Source organism: Marinobacter sp. SS21, from assembly GCF_028369065.1.
Taxonomy (GTDB): Bacteria; Pseudomonadota; Gammaproteobacteria; order Pseudomonadales; family Oleiphilaceae; genus Marinobacter.
This window is the reverse complement of the sequence record NZ_JAQNDA010000003.1, coordinates 217,146-230,387: the sequence shown is the minus strand read 5'-3', so window position 1 is coordinate 230,387 and position 13,242 is coordinate 217,146. Positions and strand designations below refer to the sequence as shown.

Annotated in this window: 11 protein-coding genes; 7 read left to right on the top strand and 4 right to left on the bottom strand. The window is 58.6% G+C overall.

Annotation, left to right across the window (positions count from 1 at the left end):
• Positions 1-9: 9 nt before the first annotated feature.
• A complete protein-coding gene (locus N6L25_RS05490; protein WP_271978726.1) occupies positions 10-633 on the top strand; it encodes a TetR/AcrR family transcriptional regulator in 624 nt (207 codons plus the stop codon).
• Here the strand turns inward: N6L25_RS05490 and N6L25_RS05485 are convergent.
• Positions 630-1,139: an Lrp/AsnC family transcriptional regulator gene (locus tag N6L25_RS05485; RefSeq protein WP_271978724.1), complete on the bottom strand. Its 510-nt coding sequence runs from the start codon at positions 1,137-1,139 to the stop codon at positions 630-632. The two genes, N6L25_RS05490 and N6L25_RS05485, sit on opposite strands and share 4 nt — an antisense overlap.
• A 145-nt stretch (positions 1,140-1,284) precedes the next feature.
• Here N6L25_RS05485 and N6L25_RS05480 point away from each other — a divergent pair, with 145 nt between their 5' ends.
• Positions 1,285-2,979 carry a 2-isopropylmalate synthase gene (locus N6L25_RS05480; RefSeq protein ID WP_271978722.1) on the top strand — a complete coding sequence of 565 codons (1,695 nt, stop codon included), beginning with the start codon at positions 1,285-1,287 and terminating at the stop codon, positions 2,977-2,979.
• A 101-nt stretch (positions 2,980-3,080) separates the two neighbouring features.
• On the opposite strand, the gene N6L25_RS05475 is transcribed toward N6L25_RS05480, so the two are convergent.
• From N6L25_RS05475 to xseA, 3 genes are all read right to left on the bottom strand, one after another.
• A complete protein-coding gene (locus tag N6L25_RS05475; protein ID WP_271978720.1) occupies positions 3,081-3,290 on the bottom strand; it encodes a cold-shock protein in 210 nt (69 codons plus the stop codon).
• 320 nt (positions 3,291-3,610) lie between these two features.
• Positions 3,611-5,482, bottom strand: a complete 1,872-nt coding sequence (locus N6L25_RS05470) for a propionyl-CoA synthetase (RefSeq protein ID WP_271978718.1) — start codon at positions 5,480-5,482, stop codon at positions 3,611-3,613.
• Between the two features lie 180 nt (positions 5,483-5,662).
• A complete protein-coding gene (gene xseA, locus N6L25_RS05465) occupies positions 5,663-7,009 on the bottom strand; it encodes an exodeoxyribonuclease VII large subunit (RefSeq protein WP_271978716.1) in 1,347 nt (448 codons plus the stop codon).
• A gap of 234 nt (positions 7,010-7,243) precedes the next feature.
• Here xseA and guaB point away from each other — a divergent pair, with 234 nt between their 5' ends.
• The 5 genes from guaB (at position 7,244) to N6L25_RS05440 (ending at position 13,241) form a co-directional block, all read left to right on the top strand.
• Complete coding sequence (gene guaB / locus N6L25_RS05460; protein ID WP_271978714.1) at positions 7,244-8,707, top strand: IMP dehydrogenase; 1,464 nt, start codon at positions 7,244-7,246, stop codon at positions 8,705-8,707.
• A 64-nt stretch (positions 8,708-8,771) separates the two neighbouring features.
• Entirely contained in the window at positions 8,772-10,349 is a 1,578-nt protein-coding gene (gene guaA, locus N6L25_RS05455) for a glutamine-hydrolyzing GMP synthase (RefSeq protein ID WP_271978711.1), read from the top strand.
• A gap of 14 nt (positions 10,350-10,363) precedes the next feature.
• Positions 10,364-10,855: a tRNA adenosine(34) deaminase TadA gene (gene tadA / locus N6L25_RS05450; RefSeq protein WP_442915207.1), complete on the top strand. Its 492-nt coding sequence runs from the start codon at positions 10,364-10,366 to the stop codon at positions 10,853-10,855.
• 8 nt (positions 10,856-10,863) lie between these two features.
• The gene (gene galE / locus N6L25_RS05445) at positions 10,864-11,859 is read left to right on the top strand and encodes a UDP-glucose 4-epimerase GalE (RefSeq protein WP_271978709.1); all 996 of its coding nucleotides are present in this window, start codon (positions 10,864-10,866) and stop codon (positions 11,857-11,859) included.
• Positions 11,860-11,897: 38 nt separating this feature from the next.
• A complete protein-coding gene (locus N6L25_RS05440; protein WP_271978707.1) occupies positions 11,898-13,241 on the top strand; it encodes a UDP-glucose dehydrogenase family protein in 1,344 nt (447 codons plus the stop codon).
• Position 13,242: the final 1 nt, after the last annotated feature.

Here is a 13,242-nt window from a genome sequence, read left to right as displayed (position 1 = left end):
AGGTTTAGCATGACCGACGATAATATCGATGTAAAACCCCGACGTACTCCCGTGCAAGCCCGCAGTCGTGAGAGGGTCAATAGCATCTTGAAGCACGCAGCGGACATCTTCAATGACGTAGGCGTCGACGGCACCAGCATGTCTGCAATCGCGCGCAAATCCGACATGTCCCTGGCGTCGCTCTACCGCTACTTTCCGAACAAGGCCGCGATCGTCCAGGCGATTGCCGAGACCCATGTTGCGCGTATGGAGCAGGAGATGCGTGATCGGCTGGCGGAAACGGCCGTTGAAGACGCCGTCGATGTGCTTGTCGACCTGTATTACGATTTCTACCGGAATGAACCCGCTTACTCTGCCATCTGGAGCGGTGTCGAATCCATGCCGGAACTCCGTGAGCTCGATCTCAGGGAACTGTACACCAATGCCCGGGACCTGGACGAACGGCTCAAGCAGGAGTTTCCCGATCTGCCCGATGCCAGGCGTTGGAGTGCCAGTCTGCTATTACCCCGGGCTACCGGCACCATGCTGAGGCTGGCCGTGACTTTGCCGGAAGATGAAGCCGATAACCTGGTGGAGGAAATCAAGTCGATGGCTCGGGCTTACATGTTGCAGCTGGCCACTGGCGCCCATTAACCGTTACGCCCCTCCAGGGACAGGTAGCCCAGGGGCAGGGCGGTGCTATCGATCACCCGCCGCAGCACAAAGCTGGAATGCACGCCGCTGACGCCCTGGATGCGGGTAATTCGATTCAACAGAAAGTGATGGTAGTGGTCCATGTCCGGTACCACTACCTTCAGCATGTAGTCTGCGTCCTGGCCCGTAATCAGATAGCACTCCTGCACTTCCGGGTACTCCGCAACCTGTTCCTCGAATGCAGCAAACCGCTCAGGTGTATGGCGGTCCATGCCGATCAGAATGATCGCCGTCAACGAGAGCCCCAGTTTCTTGTGGTCTAACACCGCCACCCGCTTGACGATGATGCCTGCATCCTCCAGCGCTCTCACCCGACGCAAACAGGGGGAGGGGGACAGTCCCACCTTGTCCGCCAGTTCCTGGTTGGTCAGCGAGTCATCGCTTTGAATGTGTTCCAGGATTTTTCGGTCCGTCCGGTCGATTTCGATGAGTTTTTTATCTTTCATGTCAGGAAGTGTCGCCGCAGCTTTATTTTAAGCAATAATATTTCGCAATGGCCCGAAGATCCACAAAAGAAAGCACGCAAATTTCAGCAAAAGCTGGGTAACCTGATCCGTATTGTGAAACCACAGCCCACAAGGAATTTGACCGATGCCTTTTGATCACAGGAAATACGTTGCTTTTCAGCCGGTGAGAAAAACCGATCGGCGCTGGCCCAATCAGGTTATCGAGCAGGCACCGTCCTGGTGTGCCGTGGATCTGCGAGACGGCAATCAGGCGCTGGTGAAGCCGATGACGGTGAATCAGAAACAGCGGTTGTTCGATCTGTTGGTTCGGCTGGGGTTCAAGGAGATTGAAATTGGTTTTCCCGCGGCCAGCCAGCCTGATTTCGATTTTTGCCGGAAACTCATTGAGGAAAACCGGATTCCGGAGGATGTCACCATCCAGGTGCTCACCCAGGCTCGCGAGGAGCTGATCGCACGAACATTTGAGGCGCTTGATGGCGCACAGCGGGCGATTGTCCACGTGTATAACTCGACCTCCACGGTGCAGCGTGAGCAGGTGTTCGGCCTCGATCGTGACGGTATCCGGGACATTGCGGTGCAGGGGGCTAGCTGGGTAAAACAGGGCGCTGCGGCCCGGCCGGACACCCGTTGGACCTTCCAGTATTCGCCGGAGAGCTTCACCGGCACGGAACTGGATTTTGCCGTTGAGGTGATTGATGCCGTGACGGCGGTATGGCGCCCGGATCAGGGGCAGCCGGTCATTATCAATCTGCCCGCCACCGTCGAGATGGCAACGCCGAACGTGTTTGCGGACCAGATTGAGTGGGTGTGCGATCGCATCCAGTACCGGCAACACCTGCGGGTCAGCGTTCACACCCACAACGATAGGGGGTGCGCGGTGGCAGCCGCTGAATTGGCGGTGATGGCGGGGGCCGATCGAGTCGAAGGCACCTTGATGGGCAATGGCGAGCGCACCGGCAATATGGATCTCATTACGATGGCCATGAACCTGTACTCCCAGGGTGTGGATCCCCAGCTGGATCTTTCCGGCATGGCAGAGATTACCGAAGTGGTTGAGGCGTGTACTGAAATTGCCACCCATCCACGCCATCCCTACGCTGGGGAGCTGGTGTTTACCGCGTTTTCCGGCAGCCATCAGGATGCGATCAAGAAGTGTCTGGCCCGCAGGTGCGAGGGTGAGGCCTGGAACGTAGCCTATCTCCCGATCGATCCTGGTGACGTGGGTCGTCGCTACGAGGAAGTCGTGCGGATCAACAGCCAATCCGGTAAAGGCGGGGTGGCCTATGTGCTGGAGCGTGATTATGACATTACCCTGCCGCGTTGGTTGCAGATTGAATTCAGCAAGTTGGTGCAGAAGGCAGCGGAGGTGAACGGGGGCGAAATCGACTCGCTGTCCATTCGGCGGCTGTTTGATGAGCATTACCTCGGGCTGGTCCCAGGCTGGGAGCTGCAGTCCTACGACCTCCATCGTGACAGCGACGGCGTGGTGGCTCAGGTGCAGGTCGGTGGCGAGGGCGTTGAAACCCATCTGCTGAAGGGGCGCGCCCAAGGTGCGGTGGAGGCAGTTGCTTCGGCCTTGGAGCATCGCTTTGGAATTGCGATTGCTGTGGAAGCCTATGATGAGTTTGCCCTCGGTGAGGGGACGTCCGCGAATGCGCTGGCCTGCATCAGGGTGGCGCTGGAAGGCAATGCTGGCAGCGCTGCCGCGCTGGCGGAGGACACCACCTCGGCAACCATTCAGGCACTGCTGTCCGCCGTCTCCCGGCTGCTGGCTGCAGGGGCGGAACGCCCGGTGCGGGAGACGGTCGGCACTGCTTGATCCTTCCCACTGGAATCCTCCCACTAAAAAAGCCGGCAGTTGCCGGCTTTTTTAGTGGCCATTACCCGTGAGGGGCATGGGGCAGAAAACTGCGCATAACCTTAAACAGGGGTTACGTTTTCCGCCTGAGGACCTTTGGGTCCCTGTGTCACGGTGAACTGCACCTGCTGACCTTCGGCCAGAGTGCGGAACCCGCTTGAGTTGATTGCGCTGTAATGAACGAACACGTCACTACCGCCTTCCTGAGCAATGAAACCGAAACCCTTGGCTTCGTTGAACCACTTGACGTGGCCAGTTTTTGTATCAGACATCGATCTTTCCTGTGTATCCGAAATGTATGCCCTCACGGGACCGTCCAATATTCCTTACGGAATATGCGATGCTGAGAAAACCAGAGCGTACCGAGGAAGGAGCAACGAATCGCTTGCGAGCAGGACGTTGTAACGCTTTCACCAAATACCGCTGTCTTTTCACAGCAAATTCAGTATAGACCGAGATTGGGGGGCGTCAACGCCTTTTTTTTAACCAATTCGGTTATTTTTACAGATAAAAAACAACGCCTTGTCACCGGAGTGTTGCCACCCCGGTACGGATGATTCGGCTGCCTGTTGCGACTGTGATCAAGCTTCCGTTAGCTGAACTGTTGCCGGATCTCCTCAAGGATTGCGGGATCATCGATGGTGCTTGGAATGGTGTACTCCTCGCCATCGGCGATCTGGCGAATCACCCGCCGGAGGATCTTGCCTGAGCGGGTCTTGGGCAGCCTTTCCACCACCATCGCCTGTTTTAGGCACGCGATGGCGCCAATGCGTTCGCGTACCATTTCCACCAACTCGTCTTCCAGTTCGTCGTGGGCAATAGTGGCACCGTCCTTGACCAGGACCAGACCTATCGGCACTTGGCCTTTGAGATTGTCATGGGCGCCAACGACACAACATTCGGCAACGGCGGGGTGGGACGCCAGGATCTCTTCCATCTCACCGGTTGATAAGCGGTGGCCGGCCACATTAATGACGTCGTCGGTGCGGCCCATGATAAAGACATAGCCTTCATCGTCGACATAGCCGCCATCGCCAGAGCTGTAATAGCCCGGTATGGGGGCGAGGTAGGTGTTCTGAAAACGATCGTCGTCCCCCCAGATGGTGGTGAGGCATCCCGGGGGCAGCGGGAGCCTGATTGCCACCTGGCCCTGTACTCCGGTATCTGCTACATGGCCTTGCGAATCGAGGATCTGGACATCGAAACCCGGCGTAGGAAAGGTGGCAGACCCGGGTTTGGGGGTAACCATTTCCAGGCCAACCGGGTTGCAGCAAATCGCCCAACCTGTTTCGGTCTGCCACCAGTGATCCAAAATCGGGAGGTGGGTTTGTTCGCTGAGCCACTCGTAAGTCGGCGGGTCCAATCGTTCCCCTGCCAGGAAGATTCGCCGCAGGGAGCTGATGTTGTACTTCCTGAGCAGGTCGGCCTCTGGGTCTTCCTTGCGTACGGCCCGGAAGGCGGTGGGTGCTGTGAACAGCAGGTTAACGCCATGGTCCTGGCAGACGCGCCAGAAGGCGCCGGCATCCGGCGTACGCACCGGCTTGCCTTCGTAAAGCACGGTGGTGCACCCGGAGATGAGGGGGGCATATACGATATAGCTGTGGCCAACCACCCAGCCCACGTCGGATGCCGCCCAGAACACATCGCCGGGTTTGGCGTCGTATACCATGGACATGCTGTAGCGCATCGCGACCGCGTGACCGCCATTGTCTCTAACCACGCCTTTGGGTTTGCCCGTTGTTCCAGAGGTGTACAGGATGTAAAGGGGGTCAGTGGCCTGGACCGGTACCGGTGCCAGCGGTTCCGCATTGGCCACCAATTCATTCCAGTCGAGGTCACGGTCAGGCTTCAGCTCCGCACGGGCCTGGGGACGTTGAAAAACGATGCAGCATGCTGGCTTGTGGCACGCCTGGTCGATGGCGCTGTCCACCAAAGGCTTGTAGGGCAGCACCTTGTCTGTCTCGATGCCGCACGAGGCGGTGACGATGGCTTTAGGTTGGGCATCGTCGATGCGGACGGCGACTTCATGGGGGGCAAAGCCACCAAACACCACCGAATGGATTGCGCCAATGCGAGCGCAGGCCAACATGGCGATAACCGCCTGGGGGATCATGGGCATGTAGATGAGCACCCGGTCGCCCTTGGCGATGCCTTGACGGTTCAGGGCCCCGGCAAATACCGCCACTTCCTCTGTAAGTTGCTGGAAGGTGTAGGACTGCTGGCAGTTGGTGACCGGCGAGTCGTAAATCAGCGCGGTCTGACTTCCCCGGCCGGCGCGTAGGTTGGCGTCCAGTGCAAGATCGGAGCTGTTGAGTACACCATCGGGAAACCAGCGCCCATGTCCGTTGTCATTGGCTTCCCAAATGGTTTCGGGAAACTGCATCCAATCAATCAGTTTGGCCTGCTGGCGCCAAAATTCCTTGGGTCGTTCAATCGATCGCTTGAACTCAGAATGGTAGATCATAAGCTCACCTGGTTCCCGATAACTATTGTGGTTGTTGTTGTCAGGGAGTCTGTGCAGAACCCACTACCAGACTGTAGGCGCTTCATTGATTCACACCACTAGACCATTGGCTAAGGCTGTTGTGGGACTGGTCTGGGCCTGCGTATGGCAGAGTGGGGGCGGCGTTGAGGCGGGGGGCGCTTAGTCGGTGGTGCCGGTGATCTTTGCCTGCAGGGTTCCATCGGCCAGTCGGGCGGTGATGGTGTCGCCGGTGGCGAGTTCGTTGGCGCGCCGTACGATGTTCCGGTTGCTGTCCTGGACAATCGCATAACCTCGGCCCAGGGTAGCCAGGGGGCTAACGACGTGTAGCGTTTGTCCCAGGTGGTTCAGTTGGTCTCGATGGTGTTGCATGCGCTTGGCAATGCCTTGCTGCAGTCGTTGCTGTAATTGCAGGACAAGGGTGCTGTGCTGGTTCAGTGATCGGCGTGGTGACTGCTGCTGAAGTCGGCTGGCCAGATGGTCCGCTCGGGTTGATGCTGCCTCGGTACGCTGTGTGATGGCGGTGCGCAGGCGCAGCTCCAGGTCATCTAACCGCTGGCCTTTTTCCAGTAACTCCCGGCGAGGATCCCTCAGGCGGGCGGAGAGGTGGTCAAGCGCCGTCCGCTGCCGTCGGGTATGTCTGATCGCGGCGTGGTGCAGGCGGAGCTGCAGTTCGTCCAGACGACGCAACCATTCCAGCTGGTCCGGCGATACTTTTTCGGCAGCGGCTGACGGTGTGGGCGCACGCAGGTCGGCGACGAAATCCGCAATGGTCACATCCACTTCATGGCCCACTGCGCTGACCGTCGGAATGCGGCACTGGGCAATCGCTCTCGCCACCCGTTCTTCATTAAAACTCCACAGGTCTTCCAGCGAGCCGCCGCCACGGCCGATGATCAGCACGTCCGCTTGGTTGTGCCGTTGCGCCGCCTCAATGGCCTGGACAATGTCGCCGGCGGCCGCCGGGCCCTGCACGGCAGTCGGATAGAGGGTGACGGGGACGGCCGGGCAGCGGCGGGCCAGTACCGTCAGAATGTCATGGATGGCGGCGCCGGTAGGCGAGGTGATCACGCCAATGTGCCTGGGCGGGAACGGAATGGGGCGCTTGTTGGCGATATCGAACAGGCCCTCGCTCCCGAGCTTTTGCTTCAGGGCTTCAAAGGCCTGTTGCAGCGCACCCAATCCGGCCGGCTCCAATTGCTCAACAATGATCTGATAATCGCCCCGGTTCTCGTACAGGCTCACTTTGCCACGGATGCGTACCTGGTCGCCCTCCTTTGGCAGGGTGCGGACCCTCTGGTTATAGCCGCGGAACATTGCGCAACGCACCTGGCACTTGCTGTCTTTGAGGGTGAAGTACCAGTGGCCGGAGGACGGCCGGGAGAAGCTGGACAGCTCGCCTTCGATCCAGGCTTGCATGAAACTGGTTTCGAGCAGGTGGCGAACCTGATGATTGAGTTCACTGACGGTCAGCGCTCTTGGGCGGCTGGGCGTGACGAAATTGTCCATGCAATCCTGATACTTGTGTGAATTTTTATACGTGAATTCCGAAAAAAAGCCGGGGTAAAAGTAACGGAAATTCAAAAAGATGCAATGCAGAGTTCAGATGTGTGCAGTTTACTGTCCGTGCGCACGGTTTTATAATAGTCCGATTAAGGATCTTGCTTTCGAATCAAAACCGGTCTGTCTATAGCTGAACCGGTGGCAAATCCTCAACTTAGCACGTTCAAAAGGCGGGTCCCAATGCTGCGAATTGCCGAAGAAGCCCTCACGTTTGATGATGTCCTGCTCATCCCCGGACACTCCGAAGTTCTGCCCAAAGATGTCAGCCTGCAAACTCGGCTGACCAAAGAGATCACCCTGAATATCCCGCTGGTTTCCGCTGCCATGGATACGGTTACTGACGCCGAGCTGGCGATTGCCATGGCTCAGGAAGGCGGTATCGGTATCATGCACAAGAACATGTCCGTTGAGCAACAGGCAGCCGCAGTTCGCAAGGTGAAAAAGTTTGAGAGCGGTGTGGTCAAAGACCCCATCACCGTGACTCCCAGCACCACGGTACGTGAGCTGGTGGACATTACCATGGCCAATAACATTTCCGGCCTGCCGGTGGTTGATGGTCGGGATCTGGTGGGCATTGTGACCGGACGCGACATTCGCTTCGAGAGTCGGCTGGATACCCCGGTCTCCGAAATCATGACGCCGAAGGAAAAGCTGGTCACCGTTCAGGAAGGCGCCGATCTGGAGGACGTCAAAGAATTGCTGCACAAGAACCGTATCGAGAAGGTTCTGGTGGTGAACGACAGCTTTGAACTGCGTGGCCTGATTACCGTCAAAGACATCCAGAAGGCCAAGGATTACCCGCTTGCCTGCAAGGATGAACAAGGGCGTTTGCGGGTGGGCGCGGCTGTCGGTACCGGAGGGGATACCGATGCCCGGGTTGCTGCCCTGGTCGAGGCCGGTGTCGACGTTATCGTGGTGGATACCGCTCACGGCCACTCCCGTGGCGTCATTGAGCGGGTTCGCTGGGTCAAGGAAACCTATCCTCAGGTGCAGGTTATCGGCGGCAACATAGCGACGGCCGAAGCCGCCCAGGCACTGGCCGATGCCGGCGCCGATGCAGTCAAGGTGGGCATTGGACCCGGCTCCATTTGCACCACGCGGATTGTAGCGGGTATCGGTGTGCCCCAAATCACCGCGGTGTCCAACGTGGCCGCGGCACTGAAGGATCGTGGGGTCCCGCTGATTGCCGATGGCGGCATCCGGTTCTCTGGCGATATCTCCAAGGCGATTGCGGCGGGTGCGTACTGTGTCATGGTGGGCGGACTGCTGGCCGGTACCGATGAGGCTCCGGGTGAAGTGGAGCTTTTTCAGGGACGAAGCTACAAGGCGTATCGGGGTATGGGCTCGTTGGGTGCCATGGGGCAGGGTTCCAGCGACCGCTATTTCCAGGATGCCAGCGAAGGTGTTGAGAAGCTGGTGCCGGAAGGCATTGAAGGTCGGGTTGCCTGCAAGGGCCCGATGCGCAACATCGTGCATCAGTTGATGGGTGGTCTGCGGGCGTCCATGGGCTACACCGGCAGCGCGACCATGGAAGACATGCGCACCAAGCCTCAGTTCGTACGGATTACCAATGCGGGCATGACAGAGAGCCACGTGCATGATGTGACCATTACCAAGGAAGCGCCTAACTACCGCGTCGGTTAATCCCCGCTGTTTCTGATCCGGGTCAGTCCTGTCCCGGATCCATTACTTCTGATTTGAGGAACTCATGGTTCAGAACATTCACGACCACCGCATCCTGATTCTTGATTTTGGCTCCCAATACACTCAGCTGATTGCTCGCCGCGTGCGCGAGATTGGGGTGTATTGTGAAATCCGCGCGTTTGATATCACCAAGGACGAAATCGACGAGTTCAGGCCCAAGGGCATCATTTTGGCCGGTGGTCCTGAATCCGTAACCCAATTGGGCGGCCCCAGAGCGCCGCAGGGGTTGTTCGAATGGGGCATTCCGGTGCTGGGTATCTGTTACGGCATGCAGACCATGGCCGAGCAACTTGGCGGCAAGGTTGCCAGCTCCGACAAGCGTGAGTTCGGCTATGCCCAGGTCAAGGTTCGCGCCGAGGGGCCCTTGCTCCAGGACATCAAGGATCACCTCACCGCCACCGGTGAAGCTCTGCTGGATGTCTGGATGAGCCACGGTGACAAGGTGGTGACGTTGCCAGAGGGCTTTGAGCTGCTTGCCTCCACCGAAAGCGCCCCGGTCGCCGCGATGCAGGATCTCAAGCGTAACCTGTTCGGTGTTCAATTCCATCCCGAAGTCACCCACACCCTGCAGGGCAAGCGGATGCTGGAGCATTTCGCGCTGACTATCTGTGGCTGTGAGGCCCTGTGGACGCCTGCGAAGATCGTGGATGATGCGGTGCGCCAGATCCAGGAGCAGGTCGGAACGGATAAAGTGCTGCTCGGTCTGTCCGGTGGGGTTGATTCGTCGGTGACAGCCGCCCTGCTGCACAAGGCCATCGGTGATCAGCTCACCTGCGTGTTCGTCGACAATGGGCTGCTACGCCTCAACGAAGGTGAGCAGGTGATGGACATGTTTGCCCGCAATATGGGCGTCAAGGTCATTAAGGCGGATGCCGAGGAGCTGTTCCTGTCCCGCCTGACGGGTGAGGCCGATCCCGAGCAGAAGCGCAAGATTATCGGCAATACCTTCATCGAGGTGTTCGACGAAGAAGCCGCCCGCATCACCGACGTCAACTGGCTGGCCCAGGGCACCATCTATCCTGACGTTATCGAATCCGCCGCCTCGAAAACCGGTAAAGCTCACGTCATCAAGTCCCACCATAATGTGGGCGGATTGCCGGAAACCATGAAGCTCAAGCTCGTGGAGCCACTGCGGGAACTGTTTAAAGACGAAGTACGCAAAATCGGCCTGGAGCTGGGGCTGCCGTACGACATGGTCTACCGTCATCCCTTCCCGGGGCCGGGGCTTGGCGTGCGTATTCTGGGCGAAGTCAAGAAGGCGTATGCGGACATCCTGCGTCGGGCAGACGCCATTTTCCTGGAAGAACTGCACCGGGCCGATTTCTATCACAAGACCAGCCAGGCGTTTGCGGTGTTCCTGCCGGTCAAGTCTGTGGGCGTGGTGGGCGATGCCCGTCGTTACGAGTACGTGATTGCCCTCAGGGCGGTGGAAACGGTCGACTTCATGACCGCGCGTTGGGCGCACCTGCCGTATGAGCTGTTGGAGACAGTCTCCAATCGCATCATTAACGAAATTTCCGGCGTGTCTCGGGTGACCTACGACATTTCGTCCAAGCCGCCCGCCACCATAGAGTGGGAGTAACGCTGGAAACGTCCGTGCCGGAAGATGAACTGTGGATGGGCCGCGCCCTGGAGCTGGCCCAAGCGGCGGCGAGCCGGGGCGAGGTGCCGGTGGGCGCCGTGCTGGTGCGGGATGGTCGTGAAATAGGCGCTGGCGCGAATTCGCCCATCAGCGGCTGCGACCCTACCGCCCACGCCGAGATCTGTGCGCTTCGGGACGCGGCCAAGCGGACGGGCAACTACCGCTTGTCAGGGGCGACGCTGTACGTCACCTTGGAGCCTTGCACCATGTGCGTGGGGGCCATCGTTCACAGCCGGGTTTCAAGGGTAGTGTTCGGTGCCCGGGAACCCAAGGCGGGCGCCATCGTCTCGACTCGGCAAACCCTGGATGAGCCCTCGCTCAATTGGCGGGTGGAAGCGAACGAAGGGGTGCTTGCTACCGCCTGCAGTCAACTCATCAGCGGTTTTTTCGCCCAGCGTCGTGCAATGATCCGTCAGCGGCGCCGGCAACAATCAGGGAAGGAGTGAAGCGCACTATGAAAGTTCTGGTAACTGGCGGCGCGGGCTATATTGGTAGCCACGTGGTCCGGCAACTTGGTGAGGCCGGGCATGACATCGTGGTGTTCGATAATCTCTCCACCGGGTATCGCTGGGCGGTAACTTACGGAGAGCTGGTGGTGGGGGATTTGGCAGACGACGCTGCCATTGAGGCGGTATTCCGGGCCCACGACTTCGAGGCAGTGCTGCATTTTGCGGCCAACATCGTGGTGCCCGAATCTGTCGCCAACCCTCTGAAATACTACAGTAACAATACGCGTAATACCCTGAATCTGCTGAAGGCCGTCGAACGGCACCGGGTTCCTTATCTGGTGTTCTCGTCCACAGCTGCGGTCTATGGCATGCCGGCACAGACAGTGCTGACCGAGGATTTGCCGCTGGCGCCCATCAATCCCTATGGGGCGTCGAAGATGATGAGCGAGCGGATGATCATGGATCTCGCCGCCTCCTCCGCTCTCAACTATGTGATCCTTCGGTACTTCAACGTGGCTGGCGCCAATCCGGAAGGGTTGTTGGGGCAGGCGACACCCGAGGCAACCCATCTGATCAAGGTGGCCTGTGAGTGTGTCACCGGAACTCGTGATGGAATGAGCGTGTTCGGCACCGATTACGATACCCGGGACGGAACCTGCATTCGCGATTACATCCATGTCGAGGATCTGGCCAAGGCCCATGTGATGGCCCTTGACTACATGGCCTCCGGTGGCGAATCCGAAGTGTTCAACTGTGGCTATGGCCGCGGTTTTACCGTGCGTGAAGTGATCGATGTGGTGCGCGAACAGTCCGGGGTGGAATTTGCGGTCACGGAAACCGGCCGTCGCGCCGGCGATCCCGCCGCGCTAATGGCCGACAACCAGCGCATCACCGGAAAACTCGGCTGGAAACCGGATTACGATAACCTGGATGTGATTGTTAGTACTGCCCTTAACTGGGAACGGATATGGCAGGAAAGGCGGTCTGGCGAGTCTCGCTAACCTTGCCTGCAGTATTGATTGAAACAGGGAACCTCTAAATGAAGATTACAATTTTCGGCACGGGCTACGTGGGTTTGGTGACTGGGGCCTGTCTGGCCGATGTCGGTCACGATGTGCTCTGCATGGATGTTGATCAAAGTAAAATTGACCAACTCCTGCAAGGCCAGATTCCGATTTACGAGCCAGGTCTTGACGCCATCGTTAAGCACAATGCCGAAGCGGGTCGGCTGGCGTTCACCACCAACGCCGAGCAGGCGGTCGAGCACGGTGTGCTGCAGTTCATCGCAGTCGGTACGCCGCCGGATGAGGATGGATCCGCTGATTTGCAGTACGTCACGGCTGTGGCTCGTACCATTGGCCAGTACATGACGGATTACAAGGTGATTGTCGACAAGTCCACCGTGCCGGTGGGGACGGCCGATAAGGTCCGCGCCGCCGCCCGTGCCGAACTCGATCATCGTGGCCTGGAGCTGGAATTTGACGTGGTGTCCAATCCCGAGTTCCTCAAGGAAGGTGCGGCCGTCAACGATTTCATGAAGCCTGACCGCATTGTGGTCGGCACGGACAGCCCTCGTGCCCAGGACCTATTGCGGGAGGTGTACTACCCGTTTAACCGCAACCACGATCGAATGATTTTCATGGACGTACGATCCGCTGAGCTGACCAAATACGCGGCGAACGCCATGCTGGCGACCAAGATCAGTTTCATGAACGAAATTGCCAACCTGGCCGAGCGATTGGGTGCGGATGTCGAGGCGGTCCGTCGTGGCATTGGGTCCGATCCGCGAATTGGCTACCATTTCATCTACCCAGGCTGTGGCTATGGTGGCTCCTGTTTTCCGAAGGACGTTCAGGCGCTAGCGCGGACGGCTCGTAGTTGCGATTACGATGCCCGCCTGCTGCATGCGGTGGAGGCGGTCAACCATGCGCAGAAGCATGTGCTGTTTGACAAGGTCAGCCATTATTTCCAGGGCCAGTTGCAGGGCAAGGTCGTGGCGTTGTGGGGGTTGTCATTCAAACCCAATACCGACGACATGCGTGAGGCCTCGTCCCGGACGCTTATGGAGTCGTTATGGGAGGCCGGTGCCCAAGTGCAGGCGTTCGATCCTGAAGCGATGAAGGAAACCCAGCGAATCTATGGTGATCAGGACGGCTTGACGCTTTGTGGCACCAAGGAACAGGCGCTCAAGGGTGCGGATGTGTTGGTCATCTGCACGGAGTGGAAGGAGTTTCGCTCTCCGGATTTTGCCGGCATTACCGAGGCTCTGCGTGAGCCGGTCATTTTCGATGGCCGCAACCTCTACGAAAGTGAGATGCTCGACCGGCATGGCCTGGCGTATTACGCCATTGGTCGCGGACGCAACCAGTTTCATGCGGGTTGAA

What these genes read in the sequence shown, in the direction of transcription:
- N6L25_RS05490 (WP_271978726.1), top strand. Translation starts at nt 10, where the DNA reads ATGACCGACGATAATATCGATGTAAAACCCCGACGTACTCCCGTGCAA.
- N6L25_RS05485 (WP_271978724.1), bottom strand. Translation starts at nt 1,139, where the DNA reads ATGAAAGATAAAAAACTCATCGAAATCGACCGGACGGACCGAAAAATC.
- N6L25_RS05480 (WP_271978722.1), top strand. Translation starts at nt 1,285, where the DNA reads ATGCCTTTTGATCACAGGAAATACGTTGCTTTTCAGCCGGTGAGAAAA.
- N6L25_RS05475 (WP_271978720.1), bottom strand. Translation starts at nt 3,290, where the DNA reads ATGTCTGATACAAAAACTGGCCACGTCAAGTGGTTCAACGAAGCCAAG.
- N6L25_RS05470 (WP_271978718.1), bottom strand. Translation starts at nt 5,482, where the DNA reads ATGATCTACCATTCTGAGTTCAAGCGATCGATTGAACGACCCAAGGAA.
- xseA (WP_271978716.1), bottom strand. Translation starts at nt 7,009, where the DNA reads ATGGACAATTTCGTCACGCCCAGCCGCCCAAGAGCGCTGACCGTCAGT.
- guaB (WP_271978714.1), top strand. Translation starts at nt 7,244, where the DNA reads ATGCTGCGAATTGCCGAAGAAGCCCTCACGTTTGATGATGTCCTGCTC.
- guaA (WP_271978711.1), top strand. Translation starts at nt 8,772, where the DNA reads ATGGTTCAGAACATTCACGACCACCGCATCCTGATTCTTGATTTTGGC.
- galE (WP_271978709.1), top strand. Translation starts at nt 10,864, where the DNA reads ATGAAAGTTCTGGTAACTGGCGGCGCGGGCTATATTGGTAGCCACGTG.
- N6L25_RS05440 (WP_271978707.1), top strand. Translation starts at nt 11,898, where the DNA reads ATGAAGATTACAATTTTCGGCACGGGCTACGTGGGTTTGGTGACTGGG.